The sequence below is a fragment of the Mesorhizobium sp. GW821-FHT07A06 genome (genome assembly GCF_059419085.1).
Genome location: NZ_JBWKRC010000001.1, coordinates 732603 through 754612 on the forward strand (window position 1 = coordinate 732603; position 22010 = coordinate 754612).

Here is a 22010-nt window from a genome sequence, read left to right on the forward strand (position 1 = left end):
GCCTTTCTCGTTTTTGAAACGAAAGGCGCTCCAGTTGTCCGTTTCGGAACACGAAGTTCCGAAAAAGTCCCTCACAAACAGCGAATGTTCCTGGTTCGGCGATTCCGGAATTCGCCGTGCAAATTTCCCCGAACGTGCAGCGCCGCGGGCGAGAGAGGTTGCTCCTTACGAATCCGTAAGTCGCGCCGTTGAGCCGAAATCTCATATGTTGACCGCGAACAGCGAACCGATTCAGCCCTTCGCTGTTCCTTGGGTGTCCACACCCGCAGCCCGCTGCACCCCCAAAGAAGTCCCAGCAGCGGGCTGGTCCCCACTGCGAGCCAACATTTGTATTTTCAGGATGCTGGTTGAGCCGAATTCATTTGGCGTGCGACCGTGTAGGCGAATACTTCCCCGCGAGCCTCATCGGTGACGCGAATCCAATCCTTCGCCCATCTTTGAGAGGCCGCCTCGCAGGCATTCATTTCCGATGCAGCCACGGCAGGACTAGTCGCTTCGACTGCCTTGCACCTGATTACCCGATCGTAGCGCATTTCTGCGACATCGTAGACTGGCATACTACTCCCCTGCAACCCTTTACCCCAAGAGGTAGTATTGCGCAGCGCAAGCTCGACCGCAAGTGGCAGCATGGAACGAAGCCGGCTCAGGACATCTCGTCGACGCTTGGGTCGAGACAAAAATCCCGGGATTACCGAAGCTCAAGGCGGCCCGGTGCCTGCGTTGGGATGAATTGGGACACCGGGCCTGACCGGCGGACTGTTTAGGGACCGAACCGCCGGCTGGCAAATCTATGCACTGATACTAATATGGCCGAAGCATGCAAATGAAGGAGCCGCGCGATGAACGGAAAGCCGGTAACGACCTTCGTCGTTTCGTTTTTGAGAAGCCACATTGGCGCATGGTGTCGGCGACGAGATGGGACTTTTCCACGGTTCGTCTTGGCTGAACCCTGGACAGATCACGCCTTCAGCTTCTTGCTTGAGCCAGAGCCGGCCGCAACAGTCGCTGATGGCGGTATTCCAGGGCGATGGCGCCCCAGATCAGGCCGAGCAGCAGGTAGACGTGGCGCCAGTGATCGATATCGATGAAGGTGCCGAGTCCGATATTGCCGATGAAGGCGACATAGGCGCACAAGAGGTAAGGCTGCCATGGCCGATCGCGTAGCAGGATGCGGAACCCGGAGGCTATGGTCCACAGCACAAGCGTCAGGAACGACACGAAGCCGAGCCAGCCATAATCCATGAGCATTTTCAGCCAGATGTCGTGCGTGTCCTCGCCGAACATCTTGCCGAAGACCAGCGGCCCGATGCCGAACGGATGCTCCATCGCCATCTGGAATCCGATTCCGTAGCGAGCGAAGCGGCCGAGGCGCGCGGTGTCGTAGCTCTGTTCGAGATGCGCGCGCTGGGTGAACATGTCCGCAACCCCGGGCAATTGCAGGATGACGATGATGGCGATCGCCAGCAACGACAGCGCGGCGATGGTCATGATCACCACGCGCAGCCGGAACTTGCCGCTGTTGCTCTGCAGGAACAGGCAGCCGGTTAGCAGGACCGCCGATACGACGAACATGCCCCAGGCGCCGCGCGAGAAGGAGAAGAAGATGCCCGATACGATGATCAGCAGCGGCACCGCCAGCAGCGGCATGCGCGAGACCGGACCGGTCAGGAGCAGATGGAGCAGATAGATGCCGGGCAGCACCAGGAAGGGTCCGAAGACGTTCGGATCCTGGAAGGCGCCGGCGGCGCGGTCGTATTTGGTGAAGATCTCGGCGCCGGGAAAGGCATGGAAATAGCCTGCTATGCCGAGCAGCGACGTCGCCACGGCCGAAACGACATAGGCATTGAAGATCAGCCGGTAGAGACCTGGTTGCGTGGCGGTGACCGAGGCGAAGAACACCGCGCTGAAGGCCAGGAACAGCGACACGGAGAGATAGAGGGGTGTGAAGGCGAGGTCCGCCATCTGCGTCATCGAGATCATGCCGCCGATGTTCATTGTCACCAGCAGCACCAGCAGCGGCATGGCCGCGCGGGAAATCCGCAAGCCGAAGAGCGCCCAGATGGCGATCAGCCCGGCCATGTAGATTTCATAAGGCGCCGGCTCGTTGATGACGAAGCCGGACAGAAGAATGCCGAACACCACCGCACTGGAAGAAATCAGCGCGATCAGCTTGGCGTTGACCGCGGCCGGCGGCAGCTCATGGGAAATCGCGCTCAATAGGCGTTTTCCGTGTTGAGCAGCCGGATCGGTGTCAGGAACAGGATCCGCAGATCGAACAGCAGCGACCAGTTCTCGATGTAGTAGAGGTCGTATTCCGTGCGCATGCGGATCTTCTCGTTGGTGTCCATCTCGCCGCGCCAGCCGTTGATCTGCGCCCAGCCGGTCACGCCCGGCTTGACCTTGTGGCGGGCGAAATAACCGTCGACCACCTCGTTGTAGAGAAGGTTGTGCGACTGCGCCGCGATGGCATGCGGGCGCGGACCGATCAGCGACAGTGATCCCAGCAGCGAATTGACGAACTGCGGCAGTTCGTCGATCGACGTCTTGCGGATGAAGCGGCCGACGCGCGTGACGCGCGGATCGTTCTTGGTCACTGTCTGCTTGGCGGTCGGATCCGACCTGTCGGTGTACATCGAGCGGAACTTGTAGACCTCGATGATCTCATTGTTGAAGCCGTGTCGCTTTTGCTTGAACAGCACCGGTCCCTTGCTGTCGAGTTTGATGGCGATCGCGGTCGCCAGCATCACCGGCGAGAAGACGATGATGCCGATCAGCGAGAAAATGATGTCGAAGGCGCGCTTGGCGACCGAATCCCAGTCGTTGATCGGCTTGTCGAAGATGTCGAGCATCGGCACCGAGCCGATGAAGGAATAGGCGCGAGGGCGGAACTGCAGCGCGTTCGAATGCGCCGAAAGCCGAATGTCCACCGGCAGCACCCACAGTTTCTTCAACAGCTGCAGCACACGCGTTTCGGCGGTCAGCGGCAGCGACACGATCAGCATGTCGATGCGGGCGATGCGAGCGAACTCGATCAGTTCCGAAATGGTGCCGAGCTTGGGATAGCCGGCAACGATGGGCGGCGAGCGCTTGTCGCTGCGGTCATCGAATATGCCGCAGATGCGGATGTCGTTGTAAGGCTGTTTTTCGACCGAACGGATCAGGACTTCCGCCGCCTTGCCGCCGCCGACGATGACGGCACGCCGCTCCATGCGGCCATCGCGAGCCCAGCGCCGGATCAGCTTCGACAACACCAGCCTGAGGCCAAAGAGGAGGACGAAGCCGACCACGAACCAGGTGCCGAACAGCAGCCGCGAATAGTCTTCCGACATCTTCATGGTGAAAGCCGTCAACGCCATCAGCGCGAAGGTGCCGGCCCAGACCAGCAGGATGCGGCTGAAATTGGCGATCGGCCGCATCAGCGAAACGACCTGGTAGCAGTCGGTGACATCGAGCAGAACCACGGCGAGGAACGACGCGGCGGCGATCGTCACCGGATACTGCCAGGCGAAATAGTTGAAGAACCCGACAAAGTAGAAATAGACGCAGAGCCCCGAAAAGAACAGGATCGCGAACTCGACCATGCGCAGGACACCGCTGACCATGATCGGCGACATCGTATCGCGCCGGTATTGCGACGCCACCTGTCGGGCAACATCGTTCATACCCCCGGGCGCATCGCCATCGGCCGGGCCGTCGAATTTACGCACCGCTTCTGCTGAAAAGCGGCGCGCGGGGTCGATCTCGTTCATGGAACAGTCCGCAAGCTTCCCCTGGGTGATTAGCAAAAGAGAGCTAAGAAACCCTTGAAACAACACGTGGCTTTGGAAAGGCTTGGGGCGTCACCTGCCGAGCGCGGCGAAATAGGCCTTCTCGATTTCGGCGGCCATGACGTCGGCGCCGAAGCGTGCCTTGAGGTTGGCGCCGTCGGGCATCAGCTTGCCGTAGGCTGCGAGATCGGCCAGCGCCTCACTCATCTTGTCAGTGAGTTCGATGGGATCGGGCCTGATCAGGGCAGGGGAGCCGGCAGCGAAAATCTCCGGTATGCCGCCGACCGAGGTCGCGATCATGGGCCTTGCCGCGGCGAGTGTCTCCAGCACGATATAGGGCATGGCTTCGGCGCGCGAGGGAACGACGACGAGCGCCGCCAGCGCGAAGGCCTCCCTGGCCGGCATCGGCGGCAGGAAGCGGACATGGTCCTGAAGCCCAAGGCGCTTCACTTGCGCGTGATAACGCGGCAGGTCGTCGCCGTCGCCGACCATCACCGCGCGCAGCGCACGGCCAAGCCGGGGACCGGCGGCCGCCAGTGCATCGATGAAGATGTCGGGGCCCTTCAGGTCCCGCATCATGCCGATGTAGAGCAGATCCGCCGCATCGGGTTCGATCGCCACCGGTTCGAATTCCGCGGCGCGCAGTCCGTTGTAGACCAGTGTGTTCGGGATCGGCGGCTCGCCCACCTTCCTGCGATAGGTTCGCCGCTCATAATCCGAGACGAAGAGCAGGCAATCGGTAAAGCGCGCCATGGAGCGCTCCAGTGCGAAGAATAGCCTCCCCGTGGCCGTTGTTTCGTCATAGTGGAGGGAGCCGCCATGCGGCGAATAAAGGCGGGCTACGCGAGACCTTGATACCCGCAACAATGAGCCGAACAGACGGGCATAGGCGCCACCCTTGGCACCGTGCCCGTGCAGGACGTCCGGCTGCAATTCCTTGATGATCCTGTAGGTGCGCCGGGCCGAGGCGAGATCGCCCGGGCCGACATGGCGCTGCATTGGCGTGCGATGGATACCGAGCGCCAGCGTGCCCTTCATCTGCTCGAACAGGCGTTCCTCGAATTCGCCGCCGGTGGTCGAATCGCAGACGATCCCGACCACATGACCGGCCGCGACCTGAGCTTCCGTCAGGTCGCGCACATGCCGGAAAATTCCTCCGACGGGTGAACGAAAGCAGTGGACGATCCTGAGCTTGTCCGCCACGTGATATCTGTCAGAACAGGCGTTCGCGGACGAAGACGGTATCCCCGGGCAGCAGCGGGTCGGAGGTGACCACGCGCCCGGTCATCACCTTGCCGTTGATGTCGCGGGTGATGTCGACGCTTTCCTGGTTGGCGCGTGGCGTGAAGCCTCCGGCGATGGCGATGGCCTTCTGCACCGTCAGGCCGGGCACGTAGGAATACTGGCCGGCAGCACCCACCTCGCCCATGACGAAGATCGGCCGGTAGCGGTCGATCTCGACCGAAACGTCGGGGTCGCGCAGATAGCCTTGCCGCAATTTGTCGGCGATCTCCTTTTCCATCTGCTGTGCTGTGTGACCACGCGCGGGCACGGCGCCGACAAGCGGGAAGGAGAGATAGCCGGACTGGTCGACACTGTAGGTGTTGGTCAGGCCGTCCTGTTCGAACACGGTGACGCGCACGCGGTCGCCGGCGCCGAGGCGATAAGGCTGGTCGAGGACTTCGTGGAAGGCGGCCGGCGGCGGGCGGTAGCTGGAGCAGCCGGCGAGCATCGATACGGCAAGCAGCGCGCGAACGAGGGAAGCAGTGCTTTTCATGACCGGATACGTACCTTCGACTGGCCGCTGCGGCGTCGCAGCAAACATCTGGGATCGGGTTCGTTATCATCCTGTTAGGGTTAATGGCCGGTAAAGGCGCCGGCCGATAGAGCTCGCGCCGGCAGGGATTTCGCCATTTTGTCGTTTTTTCTAGCCGCTCGCCAATGATCCCTAATGGAGTATTACCGCGATCTTAACTGCTGAGTTACCATAGTTGTTTACGGTGCATCCTGACCCAGTTTCGGAGTAGGGATGCATGTCCGTTCAGTCCGCGGCCGCAGATGTCGATGTCGACCTCAGGCAGCTTTTCGCCAGCCTGGCGAGGAACTGGCTGCGCATATTGCTCTTTGTTCTGGCGGTGACAGGCCTGGCGTTTGCTTTCGCGTCGTTGGCGACACGGCACTACAAGGCGCAGACGCAGGTGGAAATCGCCCCGCGCGAATCCGTTTATACCCGCCCGGCCGGCAGCAACAATGACGGCGACAAGCCGATCCTCGACGAGCAAGGCGTCGCCACCCAGGTCCAGATCATTTCGTCCAACGAAATCCTCAAGCAGGTGGCGCGGAAACTCGGTCTGGCGCGGCTGCCCGAATTCGACGAAACGATCAACATGTCGTCCCTCAGCCGCGTGCTGATCCTGCTTGGGCTGAAGAACGATCCGATGGATATTCCGGCCGACGAACGCGTGTTGAAGAAGATGCGCGAGAAGCTCAACGTCTTTGGCGTTGAAAAGACACGCATCATTGCCATCGAGTTCTCATCCGAGGATCCCAAGCTCGCCGCGGCAATCCCTGACGCCATTGCCGCTGCCTATATTGCGGGGCAGGGCGCGGCCAAGAGCGAGTCGAACACCGCCGCCGCGGATTTCCTGGCGCCTGAGATCGCCGACCTGTCGAAGCAGGTCAGGGATGCCGAGGCCAAGGTCGCGGCGTACCGCGGCCAGTCGGACCTCCTGATGGGCGGTAACAATTCCACCCTGGCCACACAGCAACTGGCCGAGCTGTCGACCGAATTGTCGCGGGTGCGGGCCAACCGCGCCGCGGCCGAAGGCACCGCCGACAGCGTACGCAAGGCGCTGCAGAATGGCGGCTCGCTGGATTCGCTGCCGGAAGTGCTGTCGTCCGACCTGATCCAGCGTTTGCGGGAGCGCCAGGTCGAGCTGCGCGCCAATATCGCCGATCTGTCGACGACGATGCTCGACAATCATCCGCGCGTTCGCGCGGCGAAATCACAACTGGCCGATCTCGATGCGCAGATCCGCGGCGAAGCACAGAAGGTCATGAAGGGCCTGGTCATGCAGGCCGATGCCGCCAAGGCGCGCGAAAACCAGCTCGTCGCCGACGTCAACACGCTGAAGGCGGCCTCGGCGCAGGCTGGCGAACAGCAGGTCGGGCTCGACGCGCTGCAGCGCGATGCGGCGGCCAAGCGCCAACAGCTAGAACTCTATCTGACCAACTACCGCGAGGCGGCTTCGCGCCAGGACCGCAACTATGTGCCGGTCGACGCTCGTGTCTCCTCGCCGGCTTCGGTGCCCTCCGAGCCATACTTCCCCAAGGTCGGGCCGATCGTTGGTGCCGCCGCCGCCGCTTCGCTTCTGCTGGCGGCGGTCTTTACGCTGCTGCGGGAACTCTTCTCGGGCCGTGCGATGCGCCCGGCCACGGGCGCCCGTTTTGAGCCGATCGACGAAGTGGCGATGCCGACAACCGCCCGCCAGGAGCCGGCCGCTCCCCTGGAGCCAACTGCCCGACTGGAGCCTGCTGTCGTCGGTGAGTTCGCCAATCGTGGTGCTGAGGTGCCATGGGCCGAAACGGTCGCGGATTCCGAGATGACGGTGCGAGCCCAGCCCATTGCCGAGCCTGCGCCTGCTACCGAGCCTGAGCCAGCCGCCGGGGCAGAGCCTGTCGCCAAGGCCGTATCAGCTGTCGAGCCGGAACCCGTCGCGGAGGTCCAGAGGCCGCGCTCGGTGCTCGGTGAAATCGACATCGAGAAGGCCGCGGAAAAGCTGATCGCCAGCGGTGCCGCACGCGCCATATTCGTTTCGCCCGAAGGCGACGAGGCAGCAGCATCGGCAGTTCTGGTGGCGCGCGAGGTGTCCGACGCCGGCCTGCGCGTCCTGCTGCTCGATCTTACCGCCTCGGGTGCTGCTTCGCGGCCAATGCTGGACAGCGGGCTTTTCCCGGGCATCACCGATCTGCTCGCGTCGCAGGCGCAGTTCAGCGACGTCATCCATGCAGATCTCTATTCCGATTGCCACGTCATTCCGGTCGGCACCGCTGATCCGGTCCGCGCCATGCGCGCCGCCGACAGGTTGCCGATCATCATGCAGTCGCTGACCACGGCCTATGATCTGGTGGTGGTCGAGTGCGGGCCGGCCGATGCGCAAGGCATCAGCCGTCTGGGCGGCGACACGACCGAAGTGTTCCTGTCCATGCTGGAGCCGGACGACGAGGTGACGCAGGCAGCGGTCAAGCTGATCGAGAGCGGCTACCCCGACCTGACGCTGGTGACGCCGCTTGGCCACGAACCACCGGGAACTCCGGGCCGGCGTTCGGCGGCCTGAACAGCCGCTGTTCGCAGGCACGCCTGGCCTATCCCAGTTCCAGCGTCGTCACGCCGAATACCCTGCTGGCATCAAGCTTCGGGGGCGGGCCTTGATACATGCGGGTGGTGGTGAAGGTCGGTGAGAAGCCGGCGGCCTCGAGCGCCGCGATGAAATCGACTTGGGTGGCCGGGACGTCGATGTTCAGTTCGCCGCCTTCGCACGCACTTGCCAGCTCTGCGAGCAATTCGAGCGCCGTCTGCGTGTCGTCGGCGAAGAGCGGGCCGACCTTGAAGCCGCTGCGGCAGGAACGGGCCACCGCATAGCCGGCCATTCCCCACGATTGGATCGCGGCCAGGGCGTGGTGAGGCGGCTGCAGCCATTGCTGCAGGAAAGAGTGCCGGGGCGCGGGAAAGCAAAGCGCATCATATCCGATGATGTCGGACACCGGTTGCGCACTCACCATGCGCGGCCGCCCGGCGCCGACGGGCGAGCCCGCAAGGCGCCCGCTGTAGCGGATCGTCTCGTAGACCGGCTTGAACCCTTTGCTCTGGTAGTTGGCCCGCTGCTCTTCGACGCCATCCAGTCCGATGGTGCGCCCGGCCAACCTGGCCATGCCGGCGGCCCACACCGCCTTGCCGTAGCCCTTGCCGCGCATGTCCGGACGGCTGATGTAGAGGCCGATGAAACCAAAATCGCGCCCATAGGCCACTGCCGAGATAGCGGCGACCATCTCGTCGCCGACAAAAGCGCCGATGAATCCCTCCGGTTCCGCGGCCTGGAACATCGCCGCGTCTTCAAGGCCCGGGTTCCAGCCCTCGGCGGCTGCCCAGTCGATCAGCTCAGTCAGTTCCCGGAGGGATAGCGTGCGGATGGTCGGCTTCATGGCGCTCATTTCCAAGCGAGCTTAACCGTCGTCCTCGACAGCCGCGGGCGCTGGCTGTCCTGCTGCCTTGCGGCGCAGCATCTTGGTCAGTTTCCAGATCGCCGGGCTGTTCTTGACGAAGGCCTTCAGCCGCACGCCCTGGCGAAGCGTCCGCGCCAGGGCGCGGCCCTTCAGTGTCAGCGGGACCAGCACTTCGAAATGCCGCGTTTCGATATCGCACCACTGCCGTTTGTAGGCCTCGTCTCCGACGGAGAAATCATAGACGGCAAAACCGGTATCGCAGGCTTCCTGTATGTTGTCGAAGAACAGGAAATCGCCGGGACTGCTGTGCGCGAGATCGTCCTCCGCGATCGCGCCGAATTCGCAGATCAGGCGCTTGCCCGAACGGCTCGACCCGGTGACGGCGCGCAGCTTGCCGGCGACCTCCAAGCCATGCAGCACGAAGGACGGCCTGTCCTCGGCCAGGGCTTGTGTGAACAGCCCCCGGAAGAAGGCGCGTGTCCGGGCGTCGCCGAAGACGTTGGCAATGCCCATCTTGCGGAAGCGATGTTCCTTCATCTCGAAGAAGGCGTCGAGCAGCCTGTCCACTTCATCCGAAGTTCGCGCCTCGATGCGCCGGTGGCTGCCGACGGCCTCGAATTTGCGCGTCTGCGAACGATGCTTCTTGCGTTTGCGCTTGCCGCTGGCGCGCAGCAGCAACGCATCGAAGCCACCGGCAAGGTTGACGGCCAGTGAAAGATTGGGGCTGGCAAAATGGTCGAGCGACGCGAGCGGATTGGCGATGCCGTCGAGATCGGGCAGCAACCTTTCCAGCGCGATGAGATCGATGTCGGGACGAGCCTTGGCGATGGCTGCGAACATCGAGCGGACGGTCGCGCGATCCGCCCTTTTCAGCCATTGGGTGTCGGCTGCCGCGAAATTTCCATTGGCGTGGCGGTCGCCCATGAAACGGGCGACCCGGAAAGGGCCGCGGCTGACAATCTCCAGCGCCAACGCGAAGACCGGCTTGCCTTCGAGAGTGAGCGTCGCCATGAGCAGATCCGGCTTGACCTGAGCGGCCCAGTTCAGGATCCATGTCGCGCCCTGCGCCGGCGCGCTAAGCGCCGACCGGCAAAACTCCGCATAGGCCGCTAGCCCGTCCGCACCCACGACGGAAACCGACAGCCCCTCGGCATCCTTCGGCAGGGCGCGTGGCGACGCCTCGGTCGCCGCGAGCCGATTGCCGTCAAATGACGCCATTGCGTCAACCATACCTCAATCCTTAAGGCGTATTGATCCCTATTTGGGGGGGGGCGCTCAGGCGTATTCCGTGCTTGGATCAAGCCTAGGCGCAAAAGGTGAATGAATGATCGACGGCGGGGAGGCAATCCGGAAACTGGCGCTCAACGTCGCCCGTTATACCGGCCTTGCACCGTTGGCCAGGCCATTTGTCGGCGGCATCGGCGCCATCCTGATGCTGCACCGCGTGACGGCAACACCGGAAAAACCAGACAGTGTCAACCGGCATCTCAACATCGCGCCCAGCTTCCTTGACGCGGTGATCGCCGACATGAAGGCGGACGGCTATGCCTTCGTCCCGATGGACGAAGCCGTGGAGCGCATCAAGGCAGGCGGCAAAGGCGGCCGGTTCGCCACCATCACCGCCGACGATGCGTATCGCGACAACATGATCGAGGCCCTGCCGGTGCTGGAAAAGCACGGCGCGCCGATCACCATCTACGTCGCGCCCGGCCTGATCGACGGCACCGCCGATCTCTGGTGGGATGTGGCCGAGGACATCGTCAATGCGTGCGATCGCCTGACGCTCGCGACCCCAAACGGTCCGGCGGTGGTCGATTGCGCGACCCCCGCCAGGAAAACCCAGGCGATAGCCCGGCTGCATGCCTATCTCGCCACCGAGGTTCGCGAGGAGGATTTGCGGACCGTGCTACGCGATCTGGCCAAATCAAATGGCGTCGACGCGGACGCTCCGCGCCTGCGGACACTGATGAACTGGGATGAGATTCGCACTGTCGCGGCGCATCCATTGGTGACGATTGGCGCCCATACGATCAACCACAGCAATCTGAAGCGGCTTTCCGAAGCCGATGCGCGGCATGAGATCGGTGCTGTAAGGGACAAGTTGCGCGCCGAACTCGGCAGGGAGCCCCGCCATTTCGCCTATCCGTATGGCTATGCGAGCGCCGTCGGCTGCCGCGAAGTGGGCTTTGCCCGTGACGCCGGCTATGTCTCCGCCGTGACGACCCGCCATGGCGTGCTGCGCGCCGAACATGCCGGCTTCCTGCATGCCTTGCCGCGCATTTCGATCAATGGCCGCTACCAGAGCCTGGCCCACATCCGCACCATGCTGTCGGGCGTGACCACGCCGCTCGCCAATGCCGGCAAGATGGTCGTCACCGTCTGACCGACGGGCTGGCGCAGCGTCAGCGTTTCACCCGCGGTTCCAGCATCAGCCACTTGATGATGCCCATCGCCGGCAGCACCCACAGCAGTCCGCTGAGCAGGAAGAACAGGAATTGCACCAAAGCGCCCGATTCCGACAAACGGGCGACCGCGAAGATCGATGCGACGAGCGCATAGATGATCACCAGCGCCACCAGCAGGAACATTCCGATCAGCTTCTTCAGGCGAATGGGCATGGCTTGGCCTCGTTGATCGCTATCGCTTAAGCCGAACGCAAGATGCGCGCAACCCGCCGCGGGCGGCGCGACGGCGTGCCGCGCCGGATGGCCTTGCCAGCAGGGGTGCGATGGTTCACCTATCCGCGACTTCAACCTGCCGGGACAAGATCATGGCTGCCATATCAGCCGCCGCTGCGCCATACGCTGCCCGAGACCGCGACCTGCACAACCGGGCGCTGGTTCGGGGCTGGCTTTATGTCGTGCTTCTGGTGCTGTTTGCACTGGTGCTGGTCGGCGGCGCCACGCGGCTTACCGAGTCGGGCCTGTCGATCACCGAATGGCGGCCGATCCATGGCGTCATCCCGCCGCTCAATGACGCCGAGTGGCAAGAGGAATTCCAGCGCTACCAGCAGATCCCGCAATACACCGAGCTCAACAAGGGGATGAGCATCGAGGCGTTCAAGTCGATCTTCTGGTGGGAGTGGGCGCACCGTCTGTTGGCGCGCAGCGTCGGCCTGGTCTTTGCCTTGCCGCTGCTGGTGTTCTGGGTGACACGCCGCATCGAGCGCGGCTTGGGACCAAAGCTGGTCGGCATTCTTCTCCTCGGCGGCCTGCAGGGCGCCATCGGCTGGTGGATGGTGGCCTCCGGCTTGGTCGATCGTGTGTCGGTGAGCCAGTACAGGCTGGCGACGCATCTGACACTGGCTGCGCTGATCTTCACCGCCACCATGGTCGTGGCGCGCGGGCTGGCGCCGCATTCCGAACCCGCGGCCGATCGCTCGACGCAGCGCCTGGCCGGCTTCATCGTGCTTCTGGCGTTGATCCAGATTTATCTCGGCGGCCTTGTCGCAGGTCTCAATGCCGGTTTGAGCTACAACACCTGGCCGCTGATGGACGGCAAGATCATCCCCGGCGATCTGCTGATCCTCGAGCCGGCATGGCGCAACTTCTTCGAAAGCCCGAAGACGGTGCAGTTCGTCCATCGGTTCGGTGCCTATACGGTCTTCGCCGTCGCGCTCTGGCACATGATCGCGACACGGATCCGCTTGCCCGGCTCAACCCACGCCCGTCGCGCGACGCTATTGTTCGTGCTGGTGCTGGTGCAGGCGTCGATCGGCATCGGTACGCTGCTGATGCAGGTGCCGCTGCATATGGCGCTCACCCATCAGGGTTTCGCACTGATCGTTCTGGGCTTTGCCGCCGCTCATTGGCGCGGCACCAAGGGAGCCTACCCCTTGCCGCAAGAGGTCGCGCTCAGGAATTGAACCCGAGCCGATCAGCTCGTCACATCCAGAATTCGTCGGACTGCGTGGTTTCTCGCCGTCGAGCCGTTCCCCGGTCAGAAATGCGTCCGCACGGCCCGAATCGTCTTGGCGATCGACAGCTCGCGGTTCTCCTCGGCCGCATTGTCGTCCTCGTGGTGCCATGCCGCGGACAGGCAGCCATAGGCGATGGCATGATCCAGTATCGCGGCCGGAGACTGCCCCAGCGTCCTGGCAAAGACTTCGCCCATGTGCGCGATCCGTAGAGGATCGAGGCAGAGCGCGTCGCGGTCGAGCGGATTGTAGAACATGTTGGCGGCGTCGAAGCCGGGATCGCCAAGCACGCCCTTCGGGTCGATCGCCAGCCAGCCGCGCGGCCCGTGCAAGATGTTTTCGTGATGCAGGTCGCCATGCAGCGGCCTGACGTCATGCGGGTCATCCAGCAGCCGATCGGCGATGGCGGCGGCCTCGACATAGAGGCTGTCGCGGCGGGCGCCGCGGTCTGTTGCTGCTTTCTTGAACAGGCTGGCGAACCGTTCCCTGAGCGGCTGAAGCTCGGGCGGGAAGGGGTGCTTCGATGGCGAAAACAATTTCGCCATCAGATCCGCCGCTATCTCTGTTGCGGCGTCGTCGCCCTGTTCATCGAGAACCCGTGAGAGCAGCGTATCGCCGGCATATTCGAGCAGCATGCTATGGCCGGAGCGGGCAAGCAGGCGCACCGCGCCTTCGCCCCGCCGCCAGGCAAGGAAATGCTCGCCGCGCAACTCGTCGGCGACATCGTCGAAAGGCTTGAGCGCCTTGACGACGGCCGGCGAGCCGTCCTCGCGGACAACCTTCCAGATGCGGCTCGAAAAGGTCTCGGCAATGAGTTCGGGCGCGCTGACCTTCCAGCGCGCCGGGAAGCCCGGTGCGTCCATCAAAGGCCGAGCATCAGGTCCATGTTCTGGACGGCCGCCCCCGAGGCACCCTTGCCGAGATTGTCATAGACCGCCAGCAGCAGTGCCTGCGCGCGTTTGTCGTTGGCAAAGACGTAGACCTTCATGCGGTTGGTGCCGTTGTAGATCTCGGGATCGATCTCCGGCACACGCTCCAGATGGGCGTAAGGCGCCACTTCCACCACGCCGCCCTTGATCGCGGCGAAATGGTCGGCAATGGCCGCATGGAGCTCCGCGCCCGTCGGCACATGGTCCAGGCCGCCAAGCTGCAGCGGCACCACGGTGATCATGCCCTGTGCGAAATTGCCCACCGCCGGCTGCATGATCGGATCATGCGACAGCTTCGCATAGGCCCTCAGTTCCGGTACGTGCTTGTGCTGCAGGGTCAGGCCGTAGGGCAGGAACTCCGAGGCGTCCTCGCCCTTGGCGACATAGTCCTCGATCATCGGCCGCCCCCCGCCCGAATAGCCCGAAATGCCGTTGACGGTGATGGGGAAATCGGTTGGCAGCAGGCCGGCGGCAACCAATGGCCGCAGTGTCGCGATCGGTCCCTGCGGCCAGCAGCCGGGATTGGCGACGCGCTTGGCCGTGGCGATCGTCTTGGCCTGATCCTTGTCCATCTCGGCGAAGCCATATGCCCAGCCTTCGGCGACGCGATGCGCGGTCGACGCATCGATGACCTTGGTGGTGTCGTTGGCGATCAGCGAGACGCTCTCCTTCGCCGCGTCGTCCGGCAGGCACAGGATCGCGATGTCGGCGGCATTGAGGAATTCGGCGCGCGCCGCCGTCTCCTTGCGGCGCTCGGTGGGAATGGAAATGATCTCCAGGTCGCCACGCTCGGCAAGCAGTGCCCGGATCTGGAGGCCGGTGGTGCCGTGCTCGCCGTCGATGAAGATTTTCGGTTTCATGACCTGATCAAATTCCCTGATATTTCAAAACTATATGCCGTGACCCTGATTCACCGCGGCACCGTTATGATTGCCGTTGTTCATTTCTAACTGTCGTGCCTTTCGTTCGGCCAGCAGGCCGAGATACTGCATGGCGACCATCGAGCCGGCGATCGCCGTTATATCGGCGTGATCGTAGGCCGGCGCAACCTCCACCACGTCGGCACCGACAATATCGACCTGGTTGAGCTGACGCAGCGTCGACAGGATCTTCGCCGACGAAGGCCCGCCGGCCACCGGCGTGCCTGTGCCGGGCGCATAGGCCGGGTCAAGGCAGTCGATGTCGAAGGTCAGATAAGTCTTCTTGCCGCCCGTGCGGTCGACGATGGCATAGGCGATGTCGGATGCACGCATCTCCTCGATCTCATGGCCGTAGAGGATCTTGATGCCGAACGTGTCGGGCGCGTGCGTTCGGATGCCGATCTGGATCGACCGGTCGGGGTCGATGATGCCTTCCTTGACCGCACGGCCGACGAAGGATCCGTGGTCGATGCGCTTGCCGTCGTCTTCCCACGTATCCTGGTGCGCGTCGAACTGCACCAAGGCGAGCGGTCCGTGGATCGCGGCATGCGCCTTGAGCAGCGGCCAAGTGACGAAATGGTCACCGCCAAGCGTCAGCAGGAAGGCGCCCGACTTCAGGATTTTCGCTGCTTCGCGCTCGATCGTGCCGGGCGTCTTCTGGTGGTTGCCGGAGTCGAGCAGGCAGTCGCCATAGTCGACCACGGCCAGATGCTCGAACAGATCGCGCGAGAACGGGTATTGCGGGTCATTGTCGAGGATCGCGGAGGCACGGCGAATCGCCTGCGGCCCGAAGCGGGCGCCGGGCCGGTTGGTGACGGCGGCGTCGAAGGGAATGCCCCACACCACCGCGTCCGCGCCCTTCACGTCCTTGGTGTATTTGCGCCGCATGAACGACAGCGCGCCGGAATAGGTCGGCTCAAGGGCGCCGCCGGTTTTGGAGCGGGCGGTGAAGGCATGGTCGATGTTCTTGGTCGCCATTACTGGTCCTCGTTTTCATCGGGGTGCAACAACTACAGAACCGGCACGGAAGATGCCAGTCACAGCTTGGGGAGACGAAACGGTGCCGCCCGGGTGCCACGGCAAGACAGGATTTGTATCATCATGACGCAGACCGCGTTTCTTAATCCGTCCCATGCCGTGGTGTCGACCCATGCCGGTACGGTAGCGGGAGAGCGCTTCCAGGTTCTCGATTCGTGGCGCGGCATCTGCGCGCTTCTGGTGGCGCTGTTTCACTTCCCGACCGCCTCGTCTATCTCGCAAAGCGCCTTTGTGGGTTCGTCCTACCTTTTCGTCGACTTCTTCTTCGTTCTTTCCGGTTTCGTCATCGCCAGCAGCTACGCCAATCGGCTGAGCCGGCCGGAAGAGGTCGCCCGCTTCGCGCTGGTGCGTTTCGGCCGCATATACCCGCTGCATCTGCTGATGCTTGCGGCCTTTGCGGGATTCGAGTTGCTGCGGCTGATGCTGCCGCAACTGCATGGCACCGGCGCAGCTCCTTTCACCAGCGGTTTCGACCCTGGGAGTCTGCTTGCCAATCTGCTTCTGCTGCAGGGAATGGGCTTTGAGGATCAATTGACCTGGAATGCGCCAAGCTGGAGCATTTCGGCCGAGTTCTTCGCCTATCTCTTGTTCGCGGGCGTGGTCTTCGTCGCCGGCGCGCGTGCCTGGATATGGTTTGTCGCCGCCGCCGTCACCGCGCCGCTGTTCCTGCTCGGCTTCTCCACGCATCATATGGACGTGTCCTACGATTTCGGCTTCATCCGCTGTCTCTACGGCTTCTCGCTCGGTGCCCTGCTGGCCTGGTTTCAGCATGATTCCATTGCAGGGGCGCGACAGCTTCTTGCCAGGAGCGGCCCGCGCATGGACTGGACGCTTGCCGAAATCGTCATGGTGGCGGTCATCGTCCTTTTCGTCTCGCTGGCGGGCAGCAATGATTTCGGCATCGCCGCGCCTGTGGTGTTCGTACTGGCGCTGTTTCTCTTCGCCCATGAAGGCGGATGGATCTCCGCCTTGCTGAGGACGCCGTTCATGCTCACGCTCGGCGCGCTGTCCTATTCGATCTACATGGTCCACATCTTCGTCCAGGCGCGTCTGATCAATTTTGCCGGGCTCGTCGAGCGCAGGCTCGGCCTTGGCCTGATCGGCGACTTCGTGCTGCGCGGACAGCCCGCGACCGGCTTCGGCGCCGGCTGGGCCGGGACCGGGGCAATCGTCATCATGCTCGTCGCCACCATCGCCGCCTCCTGGATTACGTGGCGCCTGGTCGAGATGCCGGCCATGGCATGGTTCCGCCGGCTATCCAGGCGCATCTGACGCACTATCACTAGCCGGCTTCGTTCACCTCCCTGTCACGGGGACCGCCTATCCGGGTTTCGATCCTGCAAGGAGCGATTCTCGATGCGGACAATCTGGCTGAGCCTTCTGATTTCCACGGTACTTGCGGCTGCCTGCGGCCAGGCCTCGGCGGGCGAAAGCCGCGCCAGGCAGATTCTCGACCGCTTCGGGCATGCCAACCAGTGGCGCGACCATGTCATGGTGGCCGCGCACCGGGCCGGCGGCATGCAGGCCGGCAAGACGCTCTATGCGGAAAACTCGATTGCCGCGGTTGAGGGTTCAATCACCATGGGTGCCGAAATCGTCGAGGTCGACATCAGGCGCTCGAAGGACGGCGCGTTCGTCGTCATGCATGACAGTTGGCTCGATCGCACCACGACCTGCAAGGGCGAGGTGGTGAACTATACGCTGGACGAACTCAGGGCATGTCGGCTGGTGGTCGAGGGCACCGGCTCTGTCACCAACGAGAGGGTCTCGACGCTGCGCGAGATGCTGCTGGCGACCAGGGACCGGATCCTCATCAACCTCGACAACAAGCTCGACGTCGGCGACCTCCCGGGCATGATCGCGGTGGCGCGCGATCTCGGCATGTCCGATCAAGTCATCGTCAAGGAGAACCTCTGGAACCAGAACAGGATCGCCACGGTCAAGGCCGCGATGGCCGCCATCGGCGGCGGTTTCCAGTTCATGCCGATCATCGCCGATGACGCGGTACACGATGCCGGTTTCGCCGAGACGGTCGACCACGCTTTCTCGCCGCATGCGATCGAGCTGATCACCTGGCGGGCGGGTGCCGAGACGCTGACCGAGACCGGTGGCCCCCTGTTCAGCACGCGCATGCGGGCCGCCGCGGTGCGGGGTAACTGGCACATCTGGGCCGACACCTACGCCATCGTCAACAAGCCGGGCGGCTTCCTGGCCGGCGGCCGTGGCGACGAACTGGCGGTCAAGGCCAGCCTGCCGCGCGAAGCCTGGGGTTTCTGGGCCGATCGTGGCGCCACCATCATCCAGACCGACGAGCCGAAGGCGGCAATCGACTGGCTGGCGGCGAACGGTTTTCGCGTGCCCTACGCCGGGACGGGCGAACGCATCGAGCCTGCCGCGACCGCCAGCATCAATTGAGCCAGAGCTACGAGCGCATCGCGTTGCTGTTCAACGGCGACGATCCGGACGGACTTGCACCGAAGCCGGCCAAGCCGAAGGCGAAGAAGAAAGCGGCGACGTAAGGCGTCGCATGCATTAAGCGGCCTTTCGCCCCTTGATCGCCGTCGACCATGCGTGAACCGTGATCGCTCCCGTGGCGCTTGCCGGCAGTCTGTCCTTTAGTCGGCGTTTAAGCTCCGCGCTCTCCGCATCCGACAGCTTCCCGACGATTCCGCTCGGGCTGCTCACGACCATGGATAGCCAATAATCGTCGAAGTCGGCGAAGGTGCGTTCGACGACAAGCTCGCGCGTCTCGACATCGCGGATGCCGAGCTCCGCCCAAAGCGCCTTCAGCGCCGCGAAACGCGAGACCTCCGCGCTCGGCGGACGTGCGGCCGGTTTGCCCATCGCGTCCATCTCCTCCCACAAATGCTGCGTAGGGGTGCCGCCGCGCATGACGTCCCAGGTGTAGGACGCGACAATGCCGCCGGGCTTGGTGACGCGGAGCATTTCCGAGGCGCCCTTGCGCGGGTCGGGGACGAAGAACAGCACCAGCGCCATCACCGCGACGTCGAAGCGGTTGGCGTCGTAAGGAAGGGCCATCGCATCGCCAATCGACAGCTCGACCTGCTTTGCCGAGATTTTCTGCCGAGCAGTCGCAATCTGCGCGTCGGAGGGATCGATCGCGCAAACGGACGAAGGGGCGCACTTCGCTAGAATGAGCTCAGTGAACGCGCCGTTGCCGGCACCGACATCAACCCAGGCCCGTCCGGGGTCCGGCGCCAGCCAGTCGATGAACAAAGCCCCGGCGGATCGGCTCCAGGGAGCCATGAAGCGCTCGTAAGCCGCGCCGTCGGTGAATTTGATCGGTTCGGGTGACGACATCCGAGATCTCCCCCTAAGAACTACCTATCCAGATATACTTTGGATCGAAAAGGCCGGTCCCTGTCTCGTAGCATGGTGCCGCGCCGCGCGCGACGGACCGCAGGAAATTTGCCTGGCCTGACATTTGCCGGATGTACAACACGGCTTGCATCGAATGCCGCGCCCGTGGCGTTCTCGGCGGTCTGCGCATTCCTGTTCATCCGCGACGCGGCCATTCCGCCGGATAGGGGATGCGCAATGCAAAAAGGCCGCCCGGAGGCGGCCTTTTCGATTGTCCAAAACCGCGGAGCGCTTAGCGCTTCGAGAACTGGAAGCTGCGGCGGGCTTTCGCCTTGCCGTACTTCTTGCGCTCGACGACGCGGCTGTCGCGGGTCAGGAAGCCGCCCTTCTTGAGCACGGCGCGCAGCGCCGGCTCGTAGTAGGTCAGCGCCTTGGAGATGCCGTGACGAACCGCACCGGCCTGGCCGGAGAGACCGCCGCCGACGACGGTGGCGACGATGTCGTACTGGCCCGCGCGGTTGGAGGCGATGATCGGCTGGTTGAGGATCATCTGCAGGACCGGACGCGCGAAATAGGTCGCGAATTCCTTGTCGTTGACGACGATCTTGCCGGAGCCCGGCTTCACCCAGACGCGCGCAATGGCGTTCTTGCGCTTGCCGGTGGCATAGGCGCGGCCCGACTTGTCGAGCTTCTGGACGTGGACCGGGGCCGCGGCCTGCGTGTTGGTGTTGCCGGTGGCGGCGCCCAGTTCTGCGAGCGAGGAAAGCTCAGCCATCTTATGCGACCTTCTTGTTCTTGGAATTCAGCTTGGCCACGTCGAGGACTTCTGGCTGCTGGGCAACATGCGGATGCTCTGCGCCTGCATAGACGCGCAGGTTCTTCATCTGGCGACGGCCAAGCGGACCACGCGGCACCATGCGCTCAACGGCCTTTTCGACGACACGCTCGGGGAAACGGCCCTCGAGCAGCTGGCGCGCGGTGCGCTCCTTGATGCCGCCGGGGTGGCCGGTGTGCCAGTAATAGACCTTGTCGGTGAACTTCTTGCCGGTGAACACCACCTTGTCGGCATTGATGACGATGACATTGTCGCCGTCGTCGACATGCGGGGTGAAGGTCGGCTTGTGCTTGCCGCGAAGATGATTGGCGATGACAGTGGCCAGACGACCAACGACGAGACCCTCGGCGTCGATCAGGATCCACTTCTTCACCACATCCGCAGGCTTCTGCGAAAAGGTTGTCATGTTTTCTGCTCTCGGTTCTGACCTTCACGGGGAAGGCGTTTCTTGTTGCTTGGATTGACGATGAGCGCCTGCCCGCCGCCAATAACAAAACGGCGGCCTTTGCGGGCCGCTGCTTCGTGAGGGCTTATAGGCGAGGGGGAATTGCGCGTCAAGCCGATCAAAAGGCTCTCAAATGGAGAAATGATAACAAAAACAATGGTCTAGGAAAAAGGTATTATTTTACCACATCGCCAATGCGCTTCGGCGGGATCGAATAGGTGCCCGTGGCGTGCGCGATCGTGTGTCCTTCCGGGCCGGCGACGATGTCGATGTCGAACACCATCAAGCTCTTTCCCAGCTTCAGGATGCGGCAATGGCCGTCGATCGGTCCGGCCTCGGCCTTGCGCACGAAGTTGATGTTGAGGTTGGTGGTGACCGAGAGCGCATCCGGCCCGGCATGGCTGAGCACGCAGACATAACCGCCAATATCGGCCAGCGTGAACAGGGCCGGGCCGGACACCGTGCCGCCGGGACGCAGATGCCGCTCGCCAGCATTGAGTCGCACGATGCAGCCGCCGGGGAACACGTCGATCGCCTCATAGGCGGCGGAATTCTCGTTGAGTTGCGGGAAGACGGTCTCCATCAGCGTATTGATCTGCGCTGCGGTCAGCACCGGTTTGAGATTGGTCTGGGCGGGCATGTCGGTCTCTCGTTCTGCGCAGGCCTGTATGGGCGCAGCTGGGCATTCCTGGCAACATCTTCAGTCTTCTGGCGCAAGCGATGGGTGTTGGATGAAACCCGATCCGATATTAGATACTCTGCCAGCCCGTTCGGAATCGCGGAGATCTCAGCCATGGCCGAAATCCTTGCCATCAAGCCTGTCGCTGTCGAAGGGCCGGTCACGACCAGGCTGGACAAGGGTGTGCTGCGCCTGACGCTCTCCAATCCTCCTGCCAACGCCCTGTCGCTTGGGGTAATGGCGGCACTGACCGCCGAACTCGACCGCGCCAAGCACGACAAGGCCGTTCGCGTCATCGTGCTGTCGGCAGCCGGAAAAGTATTCTGCGCCGGCCATGATCTCAAGGAAATGACGGCGCGCCGCGCCGACGCCGATCGCGGCAAGGCCTTTTTCGAAGAGACGTTCGCCGCCTGTGCGACGCTGATGCAGGCGATTGTGCGCCATCCCTTGCCTGTCATCGCCGAAGTCGACGGCCTGGCGACCGCCGCCGGCCTGCAGCTTGTCGCCAGCTGCGACCTGGCGATCGCCTCCCATGAGGCGACGTTCTGCACGCCGGGCGTCAACATCGGGCTGTTCTGTTCCACGCCGATGGTGGCGCTGTCGCGCAACGTCTCGCGCAAACAGGCGATGGAGATGCTCCTGACCGGCGAGACGATCGACGCGGCCACCGCCAAGGAATTCGGCCTGGTAAACCGCGTCGTGCCGCGCGAATACCTGAATCAGATCGTCACCAAATACGCGCAAACCATTGCTTCCAAATCATCTTTGGTGGTGAAGATCGGCAAGGAGGCCTTTTACGCGCAGGCCGAGATGGGGCTGGCGGATGCCTATGCCTATACCGGCCGCGTCATGGTCGAGAACATGCTGGCGCGCGACGCGGAGGAGGGCATCGGCGCCTTCATCGGCAAGCGCAAGCCGGAATGGACGGACGAGTAAC

The 22010-nt window shown here is 63.2% G+C and carries 20 protein-coding genes; 6 read left to right on the plus strand and 14 right to left on the minus strand.

From position 1 onward, the window contains the following. Positions 1-966: 966 nt before the first annotated feature. From AC07SZ_RS03605 to AC07SZ_RS03620, 4 genes are all read right to left on the minus strand, one after another. Positions 967-2217, minus strand: a complete 1251-nt coding sequence (locus tag AC07SZ_RS03605) for an O-antigen ligase family protein (protein ID WP_056562443.1) — start codon at positions 2215-2217, stop codon at positions 967-969. Next, complete coding sequence (locus tag AC07SZ_RS03610) at positions 2214-3749, minus strand: undecaprenyl-phosphate glucose phosphotransferase (RefSeq protein WP_172374007.1); 1536 nt, start codon at positions 3747-3749, stop codon at positions 2214-2216. The genes AC07SZ_RS03605 and AC07SZ_RS03610 overlap by 4 nt, the downstream gene beginning before the upstream one ends. Before the next feature lie 90 nt (positions 3750-3839). Then, positions 3840-4970, minus strand: coding sequence for a glycosyltransferase family 4 protein (locus AC07SZ_RS03615; protein ID WP_056562437.1), 1131 nt, complete (start codon positions 4968-4970; stop codon positions 3840-3842). A gap of 10 nt (positions 4971-4980) precedes the next feature. Next, positions 4981-5544 (minus strand): polysaccharide biosynthesis/export family protein, encoded by a 564-nt coding sequence (locus AC07SZ_RS03620; protein ID WP_056565427.1) that lies wholly within the window; start codon positions 5542-5544, stop codon positions 4981-4983. Between the two features lie 256 nt (positions 5545-5800). Here AC07SZ_RS03620 and AC07SZ_RS03625 point away from each other — a divergent pair, with 256 nt between their 5' ends. After that, the gene (locus AC07SZ_RS03625) at positions 5801-8104 is read left to right on the plus strand and encodes a GumC family protein (RefSeq protein WP_494913251.1); all 2304 of its coding nucleotides are present in this window, start codon (positions 5801-5803) and stop codon (positions 8102-8104) included. A 28-nt stretch (positions 8105-8132) separates the two neighbouring features. On the opposite strand, the gene AC07SZ_RS03630 is transcribed toward AC07SZ_RS03625, so the two are convergent. Further along, a complete protein-coding gene (locus AC07SZ_RS03630) occupies positions 8133-8969 on the minus strand; it encodes a GNAT family N-acetyltransferase (protein ID WP_494913252.1) in 837 nt (278 codons plus the stop codon). A 21-nt stretch (positions 8970-8990) separates the two neighbouring features. Further along, entirely contained in the window at positions 8991-10220 is a 1230-nt protein-coding gene (locus AC07SZ_RS03635) for a GNAT family N-acetyltransferase (RefSeq protein WP_494913253.1), read from the minus strand. A gap of 94 nt (positions 10221-10314) precedes the next feature. Between AC07SZ_RS03635 and AC07SZ_RS03640 the strand changes: the two genes are divergently transcribed. Beyond that, positions 10315-11373, plus strand: coding sequence for a polysaccharide deacetylase family protein (locus AC07SZ_RS03640; protein ID WP_494913255.1), 1059 nt, complete (start codon positions 10315-10317; stop codon positions 11371-11373). Positions 11374-11392: 19 nt separating this feature from the next. Here the strand turns inward: AC07SZ_RS03640 and AC07SZ_RS03645 are convergent, their stop codons facing one another. Further along, entirely contained in the window at positions 11393-11608 is a 216-nt protein-coding gene (locus tag AC07SZ_RS03645; RefSeq protein ID WP_056562423.1) for a DUF2842 domain-containing protein, read from the minus strand. Between the two features lie 152 nt (positions 11609-11760). Between AC07SZ_RS03645 and AC07SZ_RS03650 the strand changes: the two genes are divergently transcribed. Further along, a complete protein-coding gene (locus AC07SZ_RS03650; protein ID WP_081294710.1) occupies positions 11761-12855 on the plus strand; it encodes a COX15/CtaA family protein in 1095 nt (364 codons plus the stop codon). Between the two features lie 74 nt (positions 12856-12929). Here AC07SZ_RS03650 and AC07SZ_RS03655 read toward each other — a convergent pair whose 3' ends face one another. Genes AC07SZ_RS03655 through speB form a run of 3 tightly spaced genes read right to left on the minus strand, consistent with a single transcriptional unit; the run spans position 12930 to position 15733 of the window. Beyond that, positions 12930-13772: an aminoglycoside phosphotransferase family protein gene (locus AC07SZ_RS03655; protein WP_196772371.1), complete on the minus strand. Its 843-nt coding sequence runs from the start codon at positions 13770-13772 to the stop codon at positions 12930-12932. Further along, positions 13769-14695 carry an N-acetyl-gamma-glutamyl-phosphate reductase gene (gene argC, locus AC07SZ_RS03660; protein ID WP_056562414.1) on the minus strand — a complete coding sequence of 309 codons (927 nt, stop codon included), beginning with the start codon at positions 14693-14695 and terminating at the stop codon, positions 13769-13771. The genes AC07SZ_RS03655 and argC overlap by 4 nt, the downstream gene beginning before the upstream one ends. Before the next feature lie 30 nt (positions 14696-14725). Continuing rightward, positions 14726-15733, minus strand: a complete 1008-nt coding sequence (gene speB / locus AC07SZ_RS03665; protein ID WP_494913256.1) for an agmatinase — start codon at positions 15731-15733, stop codon at positions 14726-14728. A 123-nt stretch (positions 15734-15856) separates the two neighbouring features. On the opposite strand from speB, the gene AC07SZ_RS03670 reads away from it, so the two are divergent. Together AC07SZ_RS03670 and AC07SZ_RS03675 are read left to right on the plus strand one after the other, a co-directional pair. Then, the gene (locus AC07SZ_RS03670; protein WP_494913257.1) at positions 15857-17065 is read left to right on the plus strand and encodes an acyltransferase family protein; all 1209 of its coding nucleotides are present in this window, start codon (positions 15857-15859) and stop codon (positions 17063-17065) included. 84 nt (positions 17066-17149) lie between these two features. Further along, entirely contained in the window at positions 17150-18208 is a 1059-nt protein-coding gene (locus AC07SZ_RS03675) for a glycerophosphodiester phosphodiesterase family protein (RefSeq protein WP_494913259.1), read from the plus strand. A gap of 117 nt (positions 18209-18325) precedes the next feature. Here AC07SZ_RS03675 and AC07SZ_RS03680 read toward each other — a convergent pair whose 3' ends face one another. From AC07SZ_RS03680 to AC07SZ_RS03695, 4 genes are all read right to left on the minus strand, one after another. Beyond that, the gene (locus tag AC07SZ_RS03680; protein WP_172374000.1) at positions 18326-19114 is read right to left on the minus strand and encodes a class I SAM-dependent methyltransferase; all 789 of its coding nucleotides are present in this window, start codon (positions 19112-19114) and stop codon (positions 18326-18328) included. Between the two features lie 292 nt (positions 19115-19406). Next, positions 19407-19889, minus strand: coding sequence for a 30S ribosomal protein S9 (rpsI, locus tag AC07SZ_RS03685; protein WP_013895952.1), 483 nt, complete (start codon positions 19887-19889; stop codon positions 19407-19409). 1 nt (position 19890) lies between these two features. After that, complete coding sequence (gene rplM, locus AC07SZ_RS03690; protein WP_010915638.1) at positions 19891-20355, minus strand: 50S ribosomal protein L13; 465 nt, start codon at positions 20353-20355, stop codon at positions 19891-19893. A 214-nt stretch (positions 20356-20569) separates the two neighbouring features. After that, a complete protein-coding gene (locus AC07SZ_RS03695) occupies positions 20570-21034 on the minus strand; it encodes a PaaI family thioesterase (RefSeq protein ID WP_056562399.1) in 465 nt (154 codons plus the stop codon). 153 nt (positions 21035-21187) lie between these two features. On the opposite strand from AC07SZ_RS03695, the gene AC07SZ_RS03700 reads away from it, so the two are divergent. Beyond that, on the plus strand, positions 21188-22009 hold the full coding sequence (locus AC07SZ_RS03700) for an enoyl-CoA hydratase (protein WP_056562397.1): 822 nt from the start codon (positions 21188-21190) through the stop codon (positions 22007-22009). The last annotated feature ends 1 nt before the right edge of the window (position 22010 follow it).